This is a genomic window from Streptomyces sp. NBC_00659 (assembly GCF_036226925.1).
In the GTDB taxonomy this organism is placed as follows: domain Bacteria; phylum Actinomycetota; class Actinomycetes; order Streptomycetales; family Streptomycetaceae; genus Streptomyces.
This window is the reverse complement of record NZ_CP109031.1, coordinates 2,215,395-2,236,152: the sequence shown is the minus strand read 5'-3', so window position 1 is coordinate 2,236,152 and position 20,758 is coordinate 2,215,395. Positions and strand designations below refer to the sequence as shown.

Here is a 20,758-nt window from a genome sequence, read left to right as displayed (position 1 = left end):
GGTGGGGACGGGGCCGGGCCGGCGGATACGGGGCCGGGCGGGTGGTGGGGCGTCAGGACGCCGGCGGTTCCAGAGGGGCGAGTACCAGCAGTGGCGTGCCCGCCTCCACCTGGTCACCCGGCCGGGCGAGGATCTGCCGGACCACGCCGTCGGCCGGGGCGGGGACACGTGACTCCATCTTCATCGCTTCGAGGGCGAGCAACGGCTGCCCCGCCGTGACCTGTTCGCCCGGAGCCACGTTCAGCTGCCACACCGACGCGGCGAACTCGGCCTCGATCAGCCAGCCGCCCTCCGGGACGCTCACCGCGGCGGCCGGAGCCGGTGGGGCCGCGGCCGCCTCCGCGCGGGTGAACTCGCCCGCCGCCTCCCAGGCGTCCCGTTCGGCGGAGAACGCGCCGCCCTGCCGGCCCCGGAACTCCGCGATCGACTCGGCGTTCTCGGCGAGGAAGGTCTCGTACGCGGCGAGCGAGAAGGTGCCCTCCTCGACGCGCGGGACGAAGCGGCCGGAGATGATGTCGGCCCGCAGCTCCAGGAGTTCGTCCGCCTCCACCGGGTACCACTTGATCCGGTCGAAGAAGCGCAGCAGCCAGGGCGAGCCCGGCTCGAACGCGCCGCGCTGCTGCCACCCGGACCACACCTGGGTCGTACGGCCGACGAACTGGTAGCCGCCGGGGCCCTCCATGCCGTAGACGCAGAGGTAGGCGCCGCCGATCCCGACCGAGTTCTCGGCGGTCCAGGTGCGGGCGGGGTTGTACTTGGTGGTGACCAGCCGGTGGCGCGGGTCGAGCGGGGTGGCGACCGGCGCGCCCAGGTAGACGTCGCCCAGGCCGAGGACCAGGTACTCGGCGTCGAAGACGGTGCGGTAGACGTCGTCCACCGAGTCCAGGCCGTTGACCCGGCGGATGAACTCGATGTTCCAGGGGCACCAGGGAGCGTCGTCGCGGACGCCGGCCATGTAGCGGGCGATGGCCTCGCGGGTGGCCGGGTCGTCCCAGGACAGCGGGAGATGGACGGTGCGGGAGGGGACGACGAGCTGATCGCTCGGGGGCAGGGCCCGGACGGTGCGCCGTACGGTGTCCAGGAGTTCACGCTGGGGGAGCCGGCGCGGGTCCGCCTGGATCTGGAGCGAGCGGATGCCCGGTGTCAGGTCCGTGACGCCGTCGAGATCCGCGGCCGCCACCGCCTCCATCAGCGCGTGGACCCGCATCCGCAGGGCGAGGTCCAGTTGCATGGGACCGAACTCGACCAGCAGGTTGTCGTCGCCGCTGCGGCGGTACGTCACGTCGCCGTCCCGGGCGAGCACCCCGCCGTCGACGATCGCCGGCCGCGCCGAACCGTCGTCGGCGAGCGGTGCGAAGCGCACGGTGTCGCCGGGGCGGAGCTGGCCGAGCTTCCAGCGTTCCGTGCTGACGACGGTCGCCGGGCAGACGAAGCCGCCGAGGGAGGGGCCGTCCGGACCGAGGAGCACCGGCATGTCACCGGTGTAGTCGACGGCCCCGACCGAATAGGGGGTGTCGTGGATGTTGGACGGGTGCAGTCCGGCCTCGCCGCCGTCGGTGCGGGCCCAGCGGGGCTTGGGACCGATGAGCCGTACGCCGGTGCGGGCCGAGTTGAAGTGGACCTTCCAGTCGGCGGCGTAGAAGTCGTGGATGTCGTCCTCGGTGAAGAACTCCGGTGCGGCGTGCGGTCCTTCGAGGGCGCCGATCCGCCACTCGGCGGTGAGGCCGGGCCGTTCGGCGGGTGGCACGGGTGCCCCGGCTTCGGTGACCGTTCCGCCGTGCAGGACGTCACCGGTCCGCAGGGTCCGGCCCCCGTGGCCGCCGAACCGGCCGAGCGTGAAGGTGGAGGCGCTGCCGAGGAAGGCGGGCACGTCAAGGCCGCCGCCCGCGAACAGCACATAGGTGCGCAGGCCGTGCCCGGCGGGCGCCGCGACCTCCAGCACGGCTCCGGCCGGTACGGTCACCGGCTCCCACTGGGCGACGGCGGCCCCGTCCACGGTGACCGGCGCGGGTGCGCCCGTGACGCACACCGTCGTGGCGTGGGTGAACCTCAACGCCGGTCCTTGCAGGGTGCATTCGAGGCCCGGTGCGCCCTCGGGGTTGCCGAGCGCGCGGTTGCCGAGCCGGAAGGAGAGGTCGTCCATGGGGCCGCACGGCGGTACCCCGACCTGCCAGTGGCCGGTGCGTCCGGGCCAGTCCTGCACGGTGGTGAGCGTGCCGCCGGACACGACCTCGACGCGTGGGGTGGGATCGTTCACGCCGGCCAGCGTGGCCGTGGAGTGCGCCGCCCGCCGGAAGGACGGTTCGGCGAGCGCGGCCCGCACCAGACCGAGGTTCGTCTCGATCCCGTCCACCCGGGTCCCGGCCAGTGCCTCGTCGAGGCGTTCCAGGGCCTCGGCCCGGTCCGTCCCGTACGCGACGACCTTCGCGAGCATCGGGTCGTAGGAAGTGGTCACCTCGGTGCCGGTCTCGACCCAGCCGTCCACGCGGACCCCGGCGGGGAACTCGACCCGCGTCAACAGGCCCGCGCTGGGCCGGTGTTCGCGCGAGGGGTCCTCGGCGTAGACCCGCGCCTCGACGGCGTGACCCCGCGGTGCCCCCGGGTCCCGTACGACATCGGACTCGCCCCGGGCCAGGCGCAGCATCCAGGCGACGAGGTCGACGCCGTAGATCTCCTCGGTGACCGGGTGTTCCACCTGGAGGCGGGTGTTGACCTCCAGGAAGTACGCCTCCTCGCGGGCGGCGTCGTAGACGAACTCGACGGTCCCGGCCGAGCGGTAGCCGACCGAGGCGCACAACTCGCGTGCTGCGGAGGCTAGTTCGGCGCGTATGCGGGAGGGCAGGCCGGGGGCGGGCGCCTCCTCCAGGACCTTCTGGTTGCGGCGCTGGAGCGAGCAGTCGCGGTCGCCGAAGGTGACGACACGGCCCCGGCCGTCGCCGAAGACCTGCACCTCGACATGGCGGGCGTGTTCGACCAGTCGCTCCAGGAAGACCCCGGCCGAGGAGAAGGAGGCCGCCGCGACGCGCTGCACCCGGTCCCAGGCCTCGGTCAGTTCATCGGCGGATCGACATGCCGACATGCCGATGCCGCCGCCACCGCCGGTGGCCTTGAGCATGACGGGGTAGCCGATGCGGCCGGCCGCGTCCAGCGCCTCGGGGAGACCGGAGAGCAGTCCCGTGCCCGGCGCCAGCGGCACCCCGGCCGCCTCGGCCGCCGCCCGCGCGGTGTGCTTGGCGCCGAACAGCTCCAGCTGCTCCGGTGTCGGTCCGACGAACACGATCCCGGCGTCCTCGCAGCGCCGCGCGAACGCCGCGTCCTCGGACAGGAAGCCGTATCCGGGGTGGATGGCCCCGGCCCCGGTGTCCTTGGCGGCCTTCAGGACCAGGTCGCCGTCGAGGTAGGACTCCTTCGCGGGGGCGGGGCCGAGCCGTACGGCCTCGTCGGCGAGGCGGACGTGGGGTGCCGCGCGGTCGGCGTCGGAGTACACGGCGACGGTGCGCAGGCCCAGTTCACGGGCCGTGCGGATGATCCGGACGGCGATCTCGCCGCGGTTGGCGATCAGCAGGGTGTCGAAGCTCATGCGGAGGCCCCGATCGTCATCGCGACCGCGGTCGGCTCGAAGCCGTTGCACGGGTTGTTGATCTGGGGGCAGTTGGAGACCAGCACGATCACATCGCGTTCGGCGCGCAGGGCCAGCCGCAGTCCGGGGGCGGAGATGCCGTCGACGATGCCGAGGGTGCCGTCCTTCTCGACGGGCACGTTCATGTACCAGTTGATGTTGGACACGAGATCGCGCTTGCCGAGGCCGTGACGGGCGCCCTCGGCGAGGAAGTTGTCGACGCAGGCGTGCTGGGACCATGTGTGGTGCCCGTAGCGCAGGGTGTTCGACTCCTTGGAGCAGGCGCCGCCGACCGTGTCGTGCCGGCCGACCTCGTCCTCGACGACGGTCATCAGCGGTGTGTGCTCGTTCGACATCAGCACGCTGCCCGTGGTCAGGAAGATGTTGCCCTGGGCCTGGATCGTGTCGGGGGCGCTGTAGCGGACGGCGGTGTCCGCGGCGTCGTACACCAGGAAGTCGACGGCCTGGTTGCCGTGCAGGTCGGTGACGGTGAGCGTCTGGCCGGCGCGGACGACGGCGGACCAGGCAGCCCGGGCCGGGACGGTGACGTGCGTCATGCGAGCCCCCTCGTGGCAAGGAATTCGGCGGTGTTGAGGAAGGCGCGGCAGCCCTCGGGTGTGGCCTCCCACAGCGGGTCGCCCGCCGCGGTCGCCCGTGCGCGCCAGGCCAGCACCTCCAGCGGGGTGCTCGTGTAGTCGGGGCGCGGGTCGGCCGGGTGCGGCACGTTCGCGATCAGCACGGTGACGTCCTGTTCGGCGCGCAGGGTGACGGCGGCGCCGGGGCCGGCCGAGCCGGTGAAGGCCGGTGACCCGTCGTCGCGTATCTCCACGCCCTGGAAGAAGGAGAGCGAGGGCGGCAGATCGCGAGGACCGAGCCCGTTCTTCGCGGCGGCCAGTTTGAACAGCTCGCGGCCGGCCGGGGACGCGGACTGCGGGGTTCCGTCCCCGTAGCGTCCGGTGTTGCGTACGAGCGTGGAGGTGCCGCACAGGGCGTCGTGCCGGCCGGAGGTGTCGGAGACCACCGAGGCGAGCACCCGGCCCTGGTCGGACAGGAGCAGCCGCCCCTGGCTCAGATAGGCGTTCCACTGGACCTTGACGGTGTCGGCGACGTTCAGGCGTTCCCACGGCCGGTCGGCGACGTACAGCAGGAGGTGGGCGCAGGCGTCGCCGGTGAGGTCGGTCAGGCGCAGTTCGGTGCCGCGGGCCAGCACCTTGTGCGTGTAGTTGCCGCCCGCCACGGTCTCCGCCCACACCAGATGGCCCGCCTCGCAGGGCGGCGCCGGCCAGTCGCCCGCGGGGACCACGGGCATGGCCTCCGCACGGGTTCCCTGCTGGGCGCGGGCGTGGTCGCGTGCTCCGTGGGTGGTCGCTGTCGCCATCGCGGGTCCTCCGGCTCCTCGGTCATTTCTGTCGCGCGACAGAAATTAGGGGCGGGGTGGGTCGCGACCGTGTCCCGCGTGTTGCCGCGCGGTTACCGGTCCCTCACGTGGGGCGCGCCGCCGGTGAGGGGCCCTGCGCGCCGCGGACCGGTGTCCGCGGAGCGCGCCGGGGCGCCCTGTCGGGGCCTGCCGGGTGTGCGAGGATCGAACGCATGGGAACGGGTGGCGGACGGCGGGTCGGCAGGCCTCGGGCCGCGCAGCGGCCGGACAGCGGGCTGACGCCGCGCGCCGAACTGCTGGACGCCGCAGCCGAGTTGTTCACGACGCGGGGATACGCGGCCACCACCACCCGTGCCGTCGCCGAGCGGGCGGGCATGCGTCAGGCGTCCATGTACCACTACGTCACCGGCAAGGAGGAGTTGCTCGCCGAGCTCCTGGAGTCCACGGTCACCCCCTCACTTGCGTACGCCCGTGAACTCCTCGCCGACGACGCGGCGCCCGCGGAGGGCCGGCTGTGGGAGCTGTGCCGCACCGACGTGGAAGTGCTGTGCGGCGGGCCGCACAACCTCGGCGGTCTCTATCTGCTGCCCGAGGTGCGCACCGAACGCTTCGCCGGCTTCCATGCCGTGCGGGCCGAACTCAAGGACACCTACCGTCAGTTGCTGGCCGCCACGGCGGCCGGCGGCGCGCTCGCCAAGAGTGAGCTCGATCTGCGGACGGATCTGCTGTTCGGGCTGATCGAGGGTGTCATCCTCGTGCACCGCTCCGATCCGCAGCGCCCGGTGTCGGCGTTCGCCGAGGCCACGGCGGACGCGGCGCTGCGCATCGCCGGGGTCTGAGCCTCCGCACCGCTTCACCACGCTGTTCGCATGCCCGTACGTCATCACGCAGCGTGTGCGGATGGGGGCGCAGCGTGCAAATGGGGCTGAGGGTACTCCAGTCTTATGGGCGGTTTCAGGTGCTTGCTGAATATGACACAGCGTTGATCCGGTCGGACTAAGCTCGCCCGCAGCGCACCGAGTTGGGATGTATTCGTGCGCTTGTTCCCCAAAGTTCCGAAGATCGGGTTTGACCCGTACCGATCTGTTCCGTTTCCCCCGGAAACCTCCCCCACCCCCAGCCGACTTGTCTCAGAGGGCCTACATGGTGAGTGTTCAATCGCCTCCCGGTGGCAGTGAACTTCCCTACGCGCGCGTGCTGTTGCTGCCGGCCGTACTCATGGCGGTGGTGACCGGCGCCGCCGTCGCCGCCGTGACGGAGCCGGCCAAGGGCGCGGTGGCCCTGTGCGGCGGCTTCGCCACGCTGCTGGTCATCGCGATCGGCGGCGAAGCCGTCCGCCGCGGTCGCGTGGCCCGTGAACTGCGGGCCGACTTCGCGCACCGCGCCGCCTCCCTGGAACAGCGCGTCGCCGCGCACGATCAGGAGATCGTGCGCTTCACCCGGGAGGTCCTGCCGTACGCGATCGACCGGCTGCACGACGGCGACTCCCCCTCGGAGGTCGTCCGTACCCTGGGCCGCGACAACCCGGACTTCCATGAGATCGCCAAGTCCCAGAAGGACCTGCTGAAGCAGCTGCTCAAGATCATCGACGCCGAGGAGTCGATGCGCGACGCGGCACAGCGCTCCTTCGTCAACATCGCCCGGCGCGTCCAGGCCATCGTCCACCAGCAGAACAACGAACTGCGTGAGATGGAGGAGGACCACGGGCGCAATCCCGAGGTCTTCGACGACCTGCTGCGCATCGACCACGGAACCGCGCTGATCGGCCGGCTCGCCGACTCCATCGCCGTGCTCGGCGGCGGCCGCCCCGGACGCCAATGGCCCGAACCCGTACCGCTGTTCAGCGTCCTGCGCGGAGCGATGTCCCGCATCCTGGAGTACCGGCGCATCGAGCTGCACAACATCGTCGACATCGCCGTCAACGGCGTCTCCGTCGAACCGCTCATCCACGCCCTCGCCGAGCTCCTGGACAACGCCACCCGGTACTCACCGCCCCACACCAAGGTGCACGTCACCGCGATCGAGGTGCAGACGGGCATCGCCATCGAGATCGAGGACGGCGGCGTCAGCCTCAGCGACGAGGCCCGCGGCAAGATCGAGGAGCTGCTCCGGCTGGCCGCGGCGGGCGTCGACCCGAACATCATGGGCCAGGCGCCCCGGCTCGGCATGGCGGTCGTCGGACGACTCGCGCAGATGTACAGCATGCAGATCTCGCTGCGGCAGTCCGCGTACGGCGGCGTCCGCGCCGTCCTCGTAGCGCCGCGTGGCATGCTCACCACCGACTTCGCGCCCGGTCTCGCGCACGGCATCGGGGCCACCTCCGTGGCCGGCATCGACAACGGCGGGGTCGAGGGCCCCGCGCGCAAGCCCAAGAAGCGCAAGCCCACCACCGGTCCCCGCATCCCCTCGTCGAGCGGCGACCCCCGCGAGGACGACGTCCCGGTCGTCACGGAATGGACGCCCGGAGGCCTCCCGCAGCGCCGCAGCCGGATGAAGGTCCCGCTCAGCCGGCGGTACGCCGAGGCGCGCGCCGAGCAGGAGGCCGCCGAGGCCGCCGCCTCGTGGACACCCGACCCCGGTCCGCAGGAGAAGGAGCCCGAACCCGGGCTGTGGGTCGAGGCGTTCATGAACGGGCTCAAAGGCGACCCGGACCCGACCGCGTTCAGCACGGACAACCAGCCGGCCCCTGCCGAGGCCGACGACGAAGGGGACCGCAAGTGATCCAGCAGCGAGCCAACTTCGACTGGATGCTCAAGGAACTCGCCGACGGAGTGCCGGGCATCCAGCAGATCGTGGTGCTCTCCGCCGACGGACTGCGCATCGCCCGCTACGGCGGCGACCCGGACGCGGCCGACCGGGTCGCGGCGGCCTGCGCGGGCCTGCAGAGCCTGGCGGGAGCCGTCGCGGGCGAGATCCCCAAGAGCGACGGCCGGATGCGGATGGTCATCATCGAGATCAACGGCGGCTACTTCTACCTGATGTCGGCGGGGCCCAACGCCTACCTCGCCGTGCTCGCCAACCAGACCGCGGAACCCGGCCTGATGAGCAACCGCATGCGCGACCTCGTCGTGCGGATCGGCGCCCATCTCACGAGTCCGCCGCGCCACAACGGGCAGACCGTATGACTCCTCCGCAACGCCGTCGGCGCCAACCCAGGGAGCGGCCCCCGGAACCCCCCGCACCGCCCGCTCCTCTCGAGGGCCCGCGCGGCCCCGAGGGGGAGCAGGGCCAGGACAAACCGAAGAACCCGGAACGCCTGTACGTGCTCACGGGCGGCGGTGAGGGCGGCGACCGGGCCGAGGTCGACCTGGTCACCCTGGTCGTCGCCCGTGCCGTCCCGCCGCCGCCCGCCACCCAGCCGGAGCAGTCGGCACTGCTGCGGCTGTGCAGGACACCCCTGTCCGTGGCTGAGATCTCGGCCTATCTCAATCTGCCGTTCAGCGTGGTGACCGTCCTGCTCACCGAGCTGCTGGCGGCCGAACTGGTCCAGGCGCGCGCGCCGATCGTCCGTCAGGCGCTCCCCGACCGTTCCCTCCTCGAAGCGGTGATGCATGGACTTCAAAAGCTCTGACACCATCACGGGCCCTCGCGCCGAGGACCACCTCCCGCACACGGCACAGGCCGCGGTGAAGATCGTGATCGTGGGCGGCTTCGGAGTCGGCAAGACGACCATGGTGGGCTCCGTCAGCGAGATCAAGCCGCTGACGACCGAGGAGACCATGACGCAGGCCGGCGTCGGAGTCGACGACAACTACGGGTCCGAGACCAAGACCGCCACCACGGTGGCCATGGACTTCGGCCGGATCTCGATCACCGACCAGCTGGTGCTCTATCTGTTCGGCACACCGGGCCAGGAGCGCTTCTGGTTCCTGTGGAACGGTCTGTTCGAGGGAGCGCTCGGCGCGGTCGTCCTGATCGACACCCGCCGTCTGGAAGTCAGCTTCGATGTGATCGGACGCCTGGAGGAGCGCGGTGTTCCGTTCGTCGTCGCGGTCAACGACTTCCCCGACGCGCCCCGGTACCCGGTCGAGGATCTGCGGGCCGCGCTCGACCTCGCCGAGGAGATTCCGATCGTGCAGTGCGACGCCCGCCGCAGGGCGTCGAGCCGGGACACCTTGATGATCCTCATGCGGTTCCTGCATTCCCTGGCGATGACCTCGGCGCGCAGCTGAACGCCGTACCGTGAGGACGGCATCCGTACGCCAACTGCCCATCCACAGAACGTATTTGAGCTTCGGAGCGATCACTGTGACGACCGAATCCCATTCCCCCGCCGGTACGGAAGAACCCGCGTTCGGCCCCCCGCCGGGCTGCCCGGCCCACGGCATCGGCCCCGGCGACCCTCCGGGCGGACTGCGTCGCCTGTACGGGCCCGAGGCCGAGGACCTGGGCGCGCTGTACGAGAAGCTGCGAGCCGAACACGGCGCCGTCGCACCCGTGTTGCTGCACAACGACGTACCCATTTGGGTGGTCCTCGGCCATGCCGAGAACCTGCACATGGTCAGCACCCCCGCGCACTACGCCCGCGACAGCCGGCTGTGGACCGCCGTCCGGGACGGCACGGCGGGAGCCGACCATCCGCTCGCCCCCCATATCGCCTGGCAGCCCATCTGCTCCCACGCCGAGGGCGACGAGCACCTCAGACTGCGCGGCGCCGTCACCGGCGCCATGACGACCATCGACTTCCGCAGCCTGCGGCGCTACATCAACCGCGCCACACAGCGCCTGGTCAACGCGTTCTGCCCGCTCGGCAAGGCCGATCTGGTCGGACAGTTCGCCGAGCACCTGCCGATGTCCGTGCTCTGCGAGATCATCGGCATGCCCGAGGACTACAACGACCGCATGGTGCACGCCACCCGTGACCTGCTCAAGGGCACCGACACCGCCATCGCCAGCAACGAGTACGTCATGAGCCTGCTGACCCAGCACACCCTGCGGCGCCGCGCCGAGCCCGATGACGACTTCACCAGCCACCTCATCAACCACCCGGCCCGGCTCACCGACGACGAGGTCGCCCAGCACCTGCGGCTCGTCCTGCTCGCCGCCTACGAAGCCACCGCCAACCTCATCGCCAACGTGCTGCGCATGCTGCTCACCGACCCGCGATTCCGTGCCCAGCTCAACGGCGGCCAGATGACCGTGCCCGAGGCGGTCGAGCAGTCCCTGTGGAACGAGCCGCCGTTCAGCGCCGTCCTCGGCTACTTCGCCAAGCAGGAGACGGAGCTGGGCGGTCAGCGCATCCGCAAGGGCGACGGACTGCTGTTCGGGATCGCGCCCGGCAACGTCGACCCCCGGATCCGTCCCGACCTGGCCGCGAGCATGCAGGGCAACCGCTCCCACCTCGCCTTCGGCGGCGGTCCCCACGAGTGCCCGGGACAGGACATCGGCCGTGCCATCGCCGATGTCGGCGTCGACGCCCTGCTGTTGCGGCTGCCCGATGTCGAACTCGACTGCGACGAGAGCGACCTGCGCTGGCGGAGCACCATGTCCTCGCGCCACCTCGTCGATCTGCCCGTACGCTTCGAGCCCAAGCCGACGCAGGAGGTCACGCAGCGGCCGTCCGTGCGCGCGCTGCCTCCCCAGCGGTCCCACTGGCAGGTCACCACCGACAGCACGGCACCGGCCGCACCCGCACCGCAGCCGACGGCCCCCGAGCCCGTCCCGGCCACGCCGCCCGCCGGCCGGCTCGGCGCCTGGCAGCGCCTCCTGCGCTGGTGGCGCGGCTACTGATCCCCGGCGCCCGGCGCCCGCGGCACGGGCTGCCGAACCCCGGTGCCCCGGGCCGACCAGGTGTCGTACGAGGTCCACGCCTCCAGCGTCCGTCCGCTGGCGAACCGGTGGGCCCGGCCGGTGACCGGATCGGTGAACTCCAGCGTCCGCGCGAGCAGTTGCAGCGGACGCCGGAAGTCACCGGCCGGCACGGGTCCGGTCACCACCGGGTACAGCGGGTCGCCGAGGATCGGCACGCCCAACGCGCTCATGTGGACCCGGAGCTGATGGGTCTGCCCGGTACGAGGAGTCAGCCGGTAGCGCCCCAGCCCGTCCCGGCGCTCGACCAGGTCGATCCCGCTGACGGCGTTCGGCTCGCCCGCCACCTCCCGGGCGGCCATCACCCCGCGTTCCTTCAGGATGCGGCTGCTGACCGTGCGCGGCAGAGCGAGACCGGAGTCGTACGGCGCCACGGCCTCGTACTCCTTGCCGATCAGCCGGTCGCGGAACAGCGACTGGTACGCGCCGCGCTCCCCGGGCCGTACGGTGAACAGCACGAGCCCCGCCGTCAGCCGGTCGAGGCGGTGCGCCGCGCCCAGCTCCGGCAGGTCCAGCTCCCGTCGCAGCCGGGCCAGAGCCGTCTGGGCGACGTGGCTGCCGCGCGGCGTCGTCGCCAGGAAGTGCGGCTTGTCGGCGACGACGATGTGCTCGTCCCGGTACACCACGTCGAGCGGGAACGGCACCGGCTCCTCGTGGGGCAGCTCCCGGTGGAACCACAGGAACATCCCCGGCGCGTAGGCGGCTTCGGCGGTCAGCGGCCGTCCGTCCGCGTGGACGATCAGGCCCTCGCCGATCATCGTGTCGATGACTCCGTCGCCCGCCGCGAGCCGCTCCACCAGGTACGCCCGCGCCGTGGCCCAGCTCCCCTCCCGCGGCAGTCTGATCCGCACGGGGTCGACCCCGTGGCGCTGCGGGAGGGGAGAGGGCGGGATCCTGGGCTTGCGTCTCACCCGGTCAAGCCTACGAGGCGGGAACCATCTGGGGAGACCCCGCCGCCGTCGCCCGCGCCCGGTACGTCCGGTACCCCGCTCCCGCGACCAGGGTCACGGCGAGGAACAGCACGGTGAACCACTGGAAGTACCAGTGCCCGCCCGCCGGGTCGTACACCGCGGCACGCGGCCAGGCCAGGTTGACCGTCATGAAGAGGCCGTAGACCAGGGCGAGGGCGTTGACGGGGACGCCCCAGCGGCCGAGGGAGAAGAGCGGGGCCCCCGTCTCGTCGGCGCCTTCCGCGGTGAGCTGCCCGCGCAGACGGCGCACCAGCAGCGGCCCGGTGACCATCGCGTACGCGAGGTACAGCATCACGATGCAGGTGGTGCCGATCGCGAGGAACGCGTCCGGGGAGGCGAAGTTCAGGAGCAGCAGGGCGGCGGCGAGGACGCCGACGACCAGGGCGGGGGCGCTCGGCATGCCGGTGCGCGGGTCGACCTTCGCGAGACGGCCGGAGAAGGGGAGCTGCTTGTCGCGGGCCATCGAGAAGAGCATGCGGCAGGCGGCCGTCTGGATCGCCAGGGTGGCCACCGCGATGGCGACCACCACATCGGCGAGCAGGGCCCGGCCGACCCCGTCGCCGAGGCTGCTGGTCAGGACGTAGCTGAGTCCGTCGACGCCGAGCCTGCCGTCGGTCAGGCTCGGGGCGGCGAGCAGTCCACCGAGCACGATCAGTCCGCCGAGCAGGCCCGCCGCGCCGAGCGCGGTGAGGATCGTGCGGGGCGCGGTCCGCTTCGGGTGATGGGTCTCCTCGCTCATCTCTCCGGCGCTGTCGAAGCCGATCATGACGTACGCGGCCATGAACGAGCCCACCATCAGCGCCCCGAACAGTCCGGTGCCGCCCCCGCCGGTGTGGAAGGTGATGCCGGGGGAGCGCTCGGAGTGGGTGAACAGCAGCACGATGATCAGGACGGCGCCGATGATCTCGGCGGTGACGCCGATCCGGTTGACCGCCGACATCACACGGTTGTCGAGGACGTTCACCAGCGTCGTCAGGACGAGCAGGACGACGCCCAGGACGGCCGCGTTGGCGGCGCCGTCGGGGCTGGTCGGGGCCGGATCGTCGCCGATGAGCTGGAAGCCCGACCAGATCGCGGGCAGGACCATCTGAAGGGCCAGCGCCGCCGCCGCGACCACCACGATCTGCCCGATCACCATGATCCAGCCGGCGAACCAGCCGAAGGAGGGGTTCGACAGGCGCGAGGACCACTGGTAGATCGCGCCGGAGATCGGGTAGCGCGCGGCGAGTTCGGCGAAACAGGCGGCGACGGCGAGCTGGCCCGCGAACACGATCGGCCAGGTCCAGAAGAAGACCGGGCCGCCGAAGGCGTACCCGAAGGCGAAGAACTGGAAGACCGTGGTGAGGACGGAGATGAAGGAGAACCCGGCGGCGAACGAGGCGTACCGGCCGAGGCTGCGGTGCAGCTCCTGGCGGTAGCCGAACTCGGTCAGGGAGCGGTCGTCCGGGGAGTCGGGCGGATCGGGGCGTACGTCGGAGGGAGCGGTGGTGGTCACGGTGGCACCTGCCTTCGGCGCGAAGGATGAGCGGGATTCCTGTCGGGTGACAGAAATTAGGGAGACCCTGTTTCACCCGCGTGACGCGGCCGTGTCGGCGGCGGGCCCAATTCCTCACGCCCTGCACACCGTTGTCCCGGGAGCCGGGCCGGATCCGGCACGTCGCCGGCTTCGACCGGCTCAACCGGGCTGTGGTCGCGGGCCGTTCGGCGATGTCCGAACACCCCCGACCGAGGTGAGGTGCTCAGCCGGACGGGTGCGCCGTTCGGGCTTGTGCTCGTGCTCGTGCTTGCCCTCCTGCTCACGGTGGCGGCGGTCCGGCTGTCGATCCGTACGTTCCGGTCGTACCGGGGCCCGGTCCGGACCGCCGGACGAACGGCACCCGCACGAAACGTCAGGAGGCGGACCCGCGAGATGCGGGTCCGCCTCCTGACGTTCGGTGCGGCCGGGGGTGGCGAACCGGGTCAGCCTCCTGACCAGGTACGGGAAGTGTCCGGTGTCAGGCCGGTACCTCCTGCTCCGCCTCCACCCGGGCGTTCCAGTCACGCTTCGCGGCCTGCCAGCCGTCCTCGTTGTGGCCGAGGCGCCAGTAGCCGGAGATGGACAGGTCCTCGCGCGGGATCTGCAGCTCGACCCGCAGCAGCGCCCGCAGCTCCTTCACGAAGCCCGCCTCGCCGTGCACGAACGCGTGCAGCCGGCCCTCCGGGAACTCCAGGGCCCGTACGGCCTCCACCAGGGCCGTGCCGACAGGCCGGTCGCCGCGGTGCAGCCAGACGACCTCCGCGTCGGAGTCGATCTTCTGCTCCTCCTCGGGCCCGGAGACCTCGACGAAGGCGCGGACCGTGGCGCCGTCCGGCAGTGACTCCAGCGCGGCGGCGATCGCGGGCAGCGCGCTCTCGTCACCGGCGAGCAGGTGCCAGTCGGCGCTCGTGTCGGGTGCGTACGCGCCACCGGGGCCCATGAACCGGACGACGTCGCCCGGCTGCGCCCGCAGGGCCCACGGTCCGGCGAGTCCCTCGTCCCCGTGCACCACGAAGTCCAGGGTCAGCTCGCGCGTCTCGGGATCCCAGGCGCGCACCGTGTACGTGCGTGTCACCGGCCACTGCTCGCGCGGGAACTCCTCGCGGATGCGCTCCAGGTCGAAGGGCTCGGGGTAGGTGACGCCCGCGGGGCCGAACAGCAGCTTCACGTAGTGGTCGGTTCTGCCGCCCGTGGCGAAGTCGGCGAGGGTGTCACCGCCCAGCACCACCCGCTGCATGTGAGGGGTCAGCCGCTCGGTCCGCACGACCTTCGCGGAGTGGGGCTTCCGGGGCTTGCGTTCCGGGCGCTCTGCCATGACTGCCTCCTGATTCACATGGTTAGGCTTACCTAAGTTAGCATCTCTCCCTGTGCAATATCCACGGATGAACCGGCAGCAGTCATGCCAGAACGGTTCAGCTGTACCTGCAGTGCCGTGATCGGCTATGCCCGCAGTGTCGTGAGCAGACGGTGCAGCGAGCCGCCCAGTCCCCAGCGCGCGGCCAGTTCGTCCAGCGCTTCCGGACGGCGCGGCGCGTGCGGCAGCGCCGTGTCCACCTCGGGAAGCGGCACGTCCCCGGCGACCTTGACGACGGTCGGCGCCACGGCGATGTACGGCCGTGACTCGTCGAGCCGCTTGCGCTGCGAGGGCGTCAGCCTGGCCTTCGGGTCGTCGACCGCGGCCATGATGCCGGCCAGGTCGCCGAACTCGGCGAGCAGTTTGGCCGCCGTCTTCTCACCGATGCCGGGCACTCCGGGCAGTCCGTCGCTCGGGTCGCCGCGCAGCAGCGCCAGATCCGCGTACCCCGGACCGTCGACGCCGTACTTCTCGCGCAGCCAGGCCTCGTCGGTGAGCTGGAGCGTGCCGACACCCTTGAGCGGATACAGCACGCGCACCCCCCGTGTGTCGTCGACGAGTTGATACAGGTCGCGGTCGCCGGTGACGATGTCGACCGGACCGGTGGCGCGACCGGTGAACGTGCCGATCACGTCGTCCGCCTCGTACCCCTCGACGCCCACGCGCGCGATGCCCAGCGCGTCCAGGACCTCCTCGATGACGGGCACCTGCGGGGAGAGCGTGTCCGGCACCTCCTCCTGGTCCGGGCCGGTCTCCGTCTCCACCGCGACCCGGTGCGCCTTGTACGACGGGATCAGGTCGACCCGCCACTGCGGACGCCAGTCCGCGTCCATACAGGCCACCAGATCGTCCGGACGGTGGTCCTTGACCAGGCGGTCGATGAACTCCAGCAGTCCGCGCACGGCGTTCACCGGTGTGCCGTCCGGGGCCTTCACGGATTCCGGCATGCCGAAATAGGCGCGGAAATACAGCGAGGCGGTGTCGAGGAGCATGAGTCGTCGCGTCGGAAGTGTCACGTTCCGCATCATGCCGTACGCCACTGACAGTGACCTGGACCTCTCCCGTGTTCGCTCCGGGTGGGCGGGGCAGGCGCGGCCACTGCACGAACGCGGTTGTGTATTCGGAAGCCGTCGCCGCGTGGCTCGGGGAGCACCCGGACCTGGTGCAGCGGATGACTCCGCGGTAGCGGACGAGCCGTCCACGCCGGGGCGCGCTGCGCGGTTTCATTCCGAGGGGTGGTCCTCGTCGTCAGGGTTCTCTTGACCCGTACGACGAGGACCACCCCCCGTCGTGCTCCCGGGGCCCGCGGACTCCTCCCGAGGGCGGCCGCCGGTCCGCACGCGCGGGCGGAGCCGCCGGTGGTCGCGTACTGGCGTACGGCAAGGATCCGGACAACCGTGCCGCGGTCCGAGACCGCACCCCGCCGACGCGATCCGGGCCACGGCGCCGCCCGCGCGTCCGCCGAACCCGCCGTTCCCCTATGCCGTTCCGAGGGCTCGCCGCACATCAGCTCCGTGCGCGCGGGCCCGGCCGAACCCGACCGCCACCATGCGTCCACGGTCCGCGCCCCGACAGGCAACTGCGCGCCGGGGCACGGCACTTCAGGGTCCGATCGTGCCGTCGAAGGTCCAGGCGGGGTGTCCCGCCCCCGTGATCGGCCCTTTCGCCCCGTGCGAAGGGGCGGCGGCGCCAGGCGCGCGACGGCTCGCGCGGTGGCGCGAAGTGTAACCCTCACACTCCCTCGAAGTGACAGCGATGTGACGGGTCCATGAAACGGTTTGGCGAACATGCGTAGGGTGCAGACAACTCAACAGAAGCGGCGGGCCGGAAATCCGCACGGTTCGCGGACCGACGACGCGAGGGAGGGAGCCGGAGCGATGGGCGACCACAAAGAACAGCCCCTTCGGGTGGGTGCGGCCGTACGGCGACGGCGCCGGGCACTGCGGCTCACCCTCGCCGTCGTGGCCGAACGCAGCGGCCTGTCGGTGCCCTTTCTCAGCCAGGTGGAGAACGAGCGGGCCCGGCCCAGCCGAAGTTCGCTGGAGCGGGTCGCCGACGCCCTCGGCACCACGGCCGTCGACCTGCTCGCCGCCGCCGACCCGGCGTGCAGTGTCGACGTCGTGCGCGCCGACGCAGGGGCCGAGTTCACTCCCGGAGCCCGCACGCGCCCCCTGGTGCGCGGTCACCACCAGCTGCACGCAACCGAGTTCACCGGCGACCACGAGGAAGCCCGCGAACTCCAGCACCGCAACGACAAGTTGATGTACGTCGCCGACGGCGGTGTCGAGGTCGAGGCGGAGGGGCGTGCCCATCGGCTGGGGCGGGGTGACACGCTCTACCTCACGGGCGGTGTGCGGCACCGCTGGCGCGCCACCGTGCCGGACACCCGGGTCGTCGTCGTGGAGGTCGCCGACCACATCGACGCGGTGGAGGACCGGCACACCTTCGGCAAGCGCTGAGCGGCGCGGACGACGGGGTCCGGCCTGGGCGGGGCCGGGCGGGCGCGGGCGGCTCGGGAGAGGATGGCGGGAGACAGGACGGCGCGGGAGAGGCGGACGGTCATGCGGGTGGTGTCCCTCGTGCCCTCGCTGACGGAGGCCGTGGCCGTGTCCGTGCCCGCCGTCCTGGTCGGCGCGACCGACTGGTGCAGCCACCCGGCGGACCTGGACGTCGTCCGGATCGGGGGAACCAAGAACCCCGACGTCGATGCCGTCCTGCGGCTGGGGCCCGATCTCGTCGTCGCCAACGAGGAGGAGAACCGGGAACCCGATCTCGCCGCCCTGCGGGAGGCGGGGATCGAGGTGCTGGTCACCGAGGTGCGGGACGTGCCGGGGGCCTTTCGCGAGCTGGACCGGGTGCTCGCCGCCTGCGGCGCGCACGGCCGTCCGCGCTGGCTGGACGCGGCGGAGGCCGCCTGGGCCGAGCCGCCCGCCCCGGCCCGCCGCAGGACCGCGATCGTGCCGGTGTGGCGCCGGCCCTGGATGGTGCTGGGCCGGGACACCTTCGCCGGAGACGTGCTCGCCCGGCTGGGCGTCGACAACGTCTACGCGCGCCACGAGGAGCGCTATCCCCGCGTCCCGCTCACCGAGCTGACCGCGGCGGCCCCCGATCTCGTCGTGCTGCCCGACGAGCCGTACCGCTTCACCGCCGACGACGGTCCGGAATCCTTCACGGGGATTCCCTGCGCCCTGGTCGACGGCCGCCTGCTGACCTGGTACGGACCGTCACTGGTCGAGGCGCCGGCGCGGCTCGGGGAAGCATTGCGGGCAGCAGTGTCGTGACCACAGGCTCAGCCGCTGGAGCCGCTGGAGCCGCTGGAGCCGCTGGAGCCGCTGGAGCCGTCCGGGCCGCCGGGCCGGGGTTCCCGGCGGGGAGTTCCGGTCCGGCGGCGGGGTCCGTTCAGTCCTTGGGCCCCTCGGTCGCCAGCAGTTCCCGGAGTTCGTCCAGCGCCTCCCGGAGCCGGTCGGCGAACGTCCGCATCTGCGCGGCGACCGCCGACGGCGTGCTCAGGTAGAGGTTGAACCGGTCGGGAAGCAGCACGTAGGCCACACCGATGCACTGGCTGCTGGTCGACCCGAAGCCGAAGTACTGGATGTTGACGGACGGCGCGGAACTCGTGCTCAGGTAGTCGTCCCGCATGGTCAGCCAGCCCGGCGTCCGGTACAGCGCGGGCTGCTCGGTCACCCCGAGCTCGGCCCCCCGACGGCGCTGGATCAGCTCCAGCTCCCACAGGTGCTGCTCCGGCACCTGCCCGGCCTGGCACGCCTTCGCGCGCGACACGTGGGCCTCCGTGGCTGCCCGGAACGCGGTGCGCCGGGCGTCCGCGTCCGCCGCCGGGTCCTCCATCGCCGCCACGAAAGCCACCATCTCGGTGGTGACGACACGCATCGCCTCGGTCCGCCCGTGCCGGTACTGCCGGGTGGCGATCGATTCGTACGTGGCGCCCAGGTGCCCCTTGGCGCGCTGGTGGGCGAGCTGGTAGGCGGCCTGGACGAACGCGTCCGGCGAGACCCCCAACGCCTTGGCCGCGCCGCTGCCGAAGTCCGCGAACGACAGCGTGCTGGTCGCGGTGTTCTCCCCGTACGCCGCGAACGCGTCGGCGGCGGAGCGCGCCTGGTCCCGCAGCGCGTCGTCCAGTGCGAACACGATCGGCTCCATTGCCGGCAGCCCCTGGGAGCGGGCTCCGGACTGCCGGGACTGCTCCTCGGCCGGGGTGTCGAGCAGGGCGTCGGTGAAGGTGAGGATCGTGGTCCCGTCCAGCTCGCAGTGCTCGACGTTGATGCCCGCCCGTCCGTCGGCGAAGACGACGAACGACACGGCCTTGTCGAACCAGCGGTTGCCGCGGTCGCCGTACAGCAGCTGGTCACAGGCGTCCTGGACGTCCGCGGGGGCGAAGTCCTCCAGGGCGACGCAGAACAGCGCGGTCTCGACATCGTCCAGGGCTTCGGCGTTGCGGGGGTGGCAGGAGAGAAGGGACTCCCGGGCGGCCGCCCACTCCGCGCGGGCCATGGTGGTGAGGTGGCCCACCGAGGTGTCCGCGCCGGCCGGGTCGGCCTTCATCACGGCGCGCAGCCCCGCCTCGATGTCGTCCAGGCTGTGCGGGACGCCGTCCGGACCCAGCACGTCCAGCCGGAACATGCCGCCCCGGAAGAACACCACGACGTGCCGCGCCTCGGACGGGCCCGGCCACTCCTCGGTGTGGGGGGCGCGGACGGTGTCCTGCTGCGCGCCGGGGATACGCGTGCTGGAGAACAGGAACTTGTTCTGCACCATCGACTGAGGTGCTCCGCGCTGCACCACCGGCGGAATCAGCCCCTGATCGAGCTGCCGCTTGTAGTTGAGGGCCCCGGCGACGAGCCCTGCCGCCCGCTCCACCTGCGCCTGGCCGGAGTCCTTGAACAGGAAGAAGAAGTTGGCGTTGAGGGCGATCCGGTCCCGGCGGCCCAGGTACCGGTACGGCCAGAAGGTGTCGAGCCAGCTGTGCACGCCCTCCGTGGCGTCGTACTCCTGCAGCGCGGCATGCAGTACCCGGCCGGGGCCACCGGGCCGGAGGAAGGCGGCGACCTCCGCCTCGGTCGCCGACCGCTCGTCGGCGGTCAGCAGCGGCGTACACCAGGCGAGAAACCTCTCGCAGCTCGCGTCCAGCGTAGGCAGCGGCACGCGCGGGAGGCTGTCCTCCTGGGCGAAGGTCGGGTTGTCTGACGCGTCCTGACTGGTCTTCAACTCTGTTCTCGATTCGGATCGTCGGTACCTGTGCGCGGACCTGTGATGTCGTTGTGCGGCCGGGAAAGGTAGAGCTGTGCGTACAGCCAGCCTTCCGCCTCCAGGCCCCGTGGATCCACCCCCGCGGCCGACATGCTGTCGAGCACGAGCGTCTGCTCCTGCGGGGAGGCGAACCGTCGCTGTCTGAACACCTCGTCGACGCGGACGGTCCGGTAGCCCAGACTCGCCAAAGCGCGCTCGACGGGGTCGAACGGGAACATCCGCAGCACGAAGTGCGCCATCCAGGGCCGGCGGCTGCCCTGCGCCCGGACGACTCGCGTGAGCGTCCGCTCGGTGACATAGCCGACGCAGCCCGTCGAGATCACCAGGTCCGTACCCGAGAGCTCGGCGCGCTGTCGCGGTGTGGGCTCGTGCCGCTCCAGGTCGGCGTGCACCACGGCGTCGAGGAACCCGGCCTCGAGCGCGTAGGACAGAGCGCTGCCGGAGGTGTCGAGGCCGACGAAGCGGATGGCCTGCGGGGGTTGGCGTGACCGGGCCAGCTCCCGGTCGCGGGCCAGCAGAGTCTCGCGGCTCTCACCCGCAGGCTCGTCGTCGCCGTAGCGCGCGTACAGCTCGTCCATGGTCGCGTCGTACTTCAGCAGGGCGGCGTTGATCCCGTACGAGCAGCCGATGTCCAGCACCTTCGGTACCGCGACGTGCCGGGACTCCCGGTACTCCGTGATGAACTTGGCGAAGTAGGGCTTGGCCTGCTGCGGAACGCCGTAGTCGAGCGGGCGCAGCGCCCTGAAGTAGGTTCGCGGATCGGGCTGGTCGTAGATGTGGTCGAGTGAGACTTTTCCGGTCACGTCGAAACGCACAGGGCTTACTCCTCTGTGGATCGCGCAGGGGG

General features: G+C 71.7%; 17 protein-coding genes. 8 read left to right on the top strand and 9 right to left on the bottom strand.

Annotated elements, in window-relative coordinates; genetic code table 11:
• Positions 1-52: 52 nt before the first annotated feature.
• Genes OG410_RS09630 through OG410_RS09620 form a run of 3 tightly spaced genes read right to left on the bottom strand, consistent with a single transcriptional unit; the run spans position 53 to position 4,997 of the window.
• Positions 53-3,580: a 5-oxoprolinase/urea amidolyase family protein gene (locus tag OG410_RS09630; protein WP_329298733.1), complete on the bottom strand. Its 3,528-nt coding sequence runs from the start codon at positions 3,578-3,580 to the stop codon at positions 53-55.
• Positions 3,577-4,176, bottom strand: coding sequence for an urea amidolyase associated protein UAAP2 (locus tag OG410_RS09625; protein WP_329298732.1), 600 nt, complete (start codon positions 4,174-4,176; stop codon positions 3,577-3,579). Before OG410_RS09625 ends, OG410_RS09630 begins: the two co-directional genes overlap by 4 nt.
• The gene (locus tag OG410_RS09620) at positions 4,173-4,997 is read right to left on the bottom strand and encodes an urea amidolyase associated protein UAAP1 (RefSeq protein WP_329298731.1); all 825 of its coding nucleotides are present in this window, start codon (positions 4,995-4,997) and stop codon (positions 4,173-4,175) included. The genes OG410_RS09625 and OG410_RS09620 overlap by 4 nt, the downstream gene beginning before the upstream one ends.
• Positions 4,998-5,209: 212 nt before the next feature.
• Here OG410_RS09620 and OG410_RS09615 point away from each other — a divergent pair, with 212 nt between their 5' ends.
• The 6 genes from OG410_RS09615 to OG410_RS09590 all read left to right on the top strand — a co-directional run bounded on the left by OG410_RS09615 (position 5,210) and on the right by OG410_RS09590 (position 10,727).
• Positions 5,210-5,836 (top strand): TetR/AcrR family transcriptional regulator, encoded by a 627-nt coding sequence (locus tag OG410_RS09615; RefSeq protein WP_326788789.1) that lies wholly within the window; start codon positions 5,210-5,212, stop codon positions 5,834-5,836.
• Between the two features lie 304 nt (positions 5,837-6,140).
• Positions 6,141-7,718 (top strand): sensor histidine kinase, encoded by a 1,578-nt coding sequence (locus OG410_RS09610; protein WP_329298730.1) that lies wholly within the window; start codon positions 6,141-6,143, stop codon positions 7,716-7,718.
• The gene (locus tag OG410_RS09605) at positions 7,715-8,122 is read left to right on the top strand and encodes a roadblock/LC7 domain-containing protein (protein WP_328454286.1); all 408 of its coding nucleotides are present in this window, start codon (positions 7,715-7,717) and stop codon (positions 8,120-8,122) included. The genes OG410_RS09610 and OG410_RS09605 overlap by 4 nt, the downstream gene beginning before the upstream one ends.
• Entirely contained in the window at positions 8,119-8,568 is a 450-nt protein-coding gene (locus OG410_RS09600) for a DUF742 domain-containing protein (protein WP_329298729.1), read from the top strand. The genes OG410_RS09605 and OG410_RS09600 overlap by 4 nt, the downstream gene beginning before the upstream one ends.
• On the top strand, positions 8,549-9,169 hold the full coding sequence (locus OG410_RS09595) for a GTP-binding protein (RefSeq protein WP_329298728.1): 621 nt from the start codon (positions 8,549-8,551) through the stop codon (positions 9,167-9,169). Before OG410_RS09600 ends, OG410_RS09595 begins: the two co-directional genes overlap by 20 nt.
• A gap of 76 nt (positions 9,170-9,245) precedes the next feature.
• Positions 9,246-10,727 (top strand): cytochrome P450, encoded by a 1,482-nt coding sequence (locus tag OG410_RS09590; protein ID WP_329298727.1) that lies wholly within the window; start codon positions 9,246-9,248, stop codon positions 10,725-10,727.
• Here the strand turns inward: OG410_RS09590 and OG410_RS09585 are convergent.
• From OG410_RS09585 to OG410_RS09570, 4 genes are all read right to left on the bottom strand, one after another.
• Positions 10,721-11,716, bottom strand: a complete 996-nt coding sequence (locus tag OG410_RS09585; RefSeq protein WP_329298726.1) for an RluA family pseudouridine synthase — start codon at positions 11,714-11,716, stop codon at positions 10,721-10,723. The two genes, OG410_RS09590 and OG410_RS09585, sit on opposite strands and share 7 nt — an antisense overlap.
• A 10-nt stretch (positions 11,717-11,726) precedes the next feature.
• A complete protein-coding gene (locus tag OG410_RS09580; protein WP_329298725.1) occupies positions 11,727-13,271 on the bottom strand; it encodes an amino acid permease in 1,545 nt (514 codons plus the stop codon).
• A gap of 499 nt (positions 13,272-13,770) precedes the next feature.
• Entirely contained in the window at positions 13,771-14,607 is an 837-nt protein-coding gene (locus OG410_RS09575; RefSeq protein WP_329298724.1) for a siderophore-interacting protein, read from the bottom strand.
• 125 nt (positions 14,608-14,732) lie between these two features.
• A complete protein-coding gene (locus tag OG410_RS09570) occupies positions 14,733-15,671 on the bottom strand; it encodes a 5'-3' exonuclease (protein WP_329304071.1) in 939 nt (312 codons plus the stop codon).
• Positions 15,672-16,523: 852 nt separating this feature from the next.
• On the opposite strand from OG410_RS09570, the gene OG410_RS09565 reads away from it, so the two are divergent.
• The gene (locus OG410_RS09565; protein WP_329298723.1) at positions 16,524-17,105 is read left to right on the top strand and encodes a helix-turn-helix domain-containing protein; all 582 of its coding nucleotides are present in this window, start codon (positions 16,524-16,526) and stop codon (positions 17,103-17,105) included.
• 102 nt (positions 17,106-17,207) lie between these two features.
• On the top strand, positions 17,208-17,927 hold the full coding sequence (locus OG410_RS09560) for a helical backbone metal receptor (protein ID WP_329298721.1): 720 nt from the start codon (positions 17,208-17,210) through the stop codon (positions 17,925-17,927).
• Between the two features lie 118 nt (positions 17,928-18,045).
• On the opposite strand, the gene OG410_RS09555 is transcribed toward OG410_RS09560, so the two are convergent.
• Together OG410_RS09555 and OG410_RS09550 are read right to left on the bottom strand one after the other, a co-directional pair.
• Positions 18,046-19,806, bottom strand: a complete 1,761-nt coding sequence (locus OG410_RS09555) for a choline/carnitine O-acyltransferase (protein ID WP_329298720.1) — start codon at positions 19,804-19,806, stop codon at positions 18,046-18,048.
• Positions 19,807-19,865: 59 nt separating this feature from the next.
• Positions 19,866-20,726, bottom strand: a complete 861-nt coding sequence (locus tag OG410_RS09550; RefSeq protein ID WP_329298719.1) for a class I SAM-dependent methyltransferase — start codon at positions 20,724-20,726, stop codon at positions 19,866-19,868.
• Positions 20,727-20,758: the final 32 nt, after the last annotated feature.

What these genes read in the sequence shown, in the direction of transcription:
- OG410_RS09630 (WP_329298733.1), bottom strand. Translation starts at nt 3,580, where the DNA reads ATGAGCTTCGACACCCTGCTGATCGCCAACCGCGGCGAGATCGCCGTC.
- OG410_RS09625 (WP_329298732.1), bottom strand. Translation starts at nt 4,176, where the DNA reads ATGACGCACGTCACCGTCCCGGCCCGGGCTGCCTGGTCCGCCGTCGTC.
- OG410_RS09620 (WP_329298731.1), bottom strand. Translation starts at nt 4,997, where the DNA reads ATGGCGACAGCGACCACCCACGGAGCACGCGACCACGCCCGCGCCCAG.
- OG410_RS09615 (WP_326788789.1), top strand. Translation starts at nt 5,210, where the DNA reads ATGGGAACGGGTGGCGGACGGCGGGTCGGCAGGCCTCGGGCCGCGCAG.
- OG410_RS09610 (WP_329298730.1), top strand. Translation starts at nt 6,141, where the DNA reads ATGGTGAGTGTTCAATCGCCTCCCGGTGGCAGTGAACTTCCCTACGCG.
- OG410_RS09600 (WP_329298729.1), top strand. Translation starts at nt 8,119, where the DNA reads ATGACTCCTCCGCAACGCCGTCGGCGCCAACCCAGGGAGCGGCCCCCG.
- OG410_RS09595 (WP_329298728.1), top strand. Translation starts at nt 8,549, where the DNA reads ATGGACTTCAAAAGCTCTGACACCATCACGGGCCCTCGCGCCGAGGAC.
- OG410_RS09575 (WP_329298724.1), bottom strand. Translation starts at nt 14,607, where the DNA reads ATGGCAGAGCGCCCGGAACGCAAGCCCCGGAAGCCCCACTCCGCGAAG.
- OG410_RS09570 (WP_329304071.1), bottom strand. Translation starts at nt 15,671, where the DNA reads ATGCGGAACGTGACACTTCCGACGCGACGACTCATGCTCCTCGACACC.
- OG410_RS09565 (WP_329298723.1), top strand. Translation starts at nt 16,524, where the DNA reads ATGGGCGACCACAAAGAACAGCCCCTTCGGGTGGGTGCGGCCGTACGG.
- OG410_RS09560 (WP_329298721.1), top strand. Translation starts at nt 17,208, where the DNA reads ATGCGGGTGGTGTCCCTCGTGCCCTCGCTGACGGAGGCCGTGGCCGTG.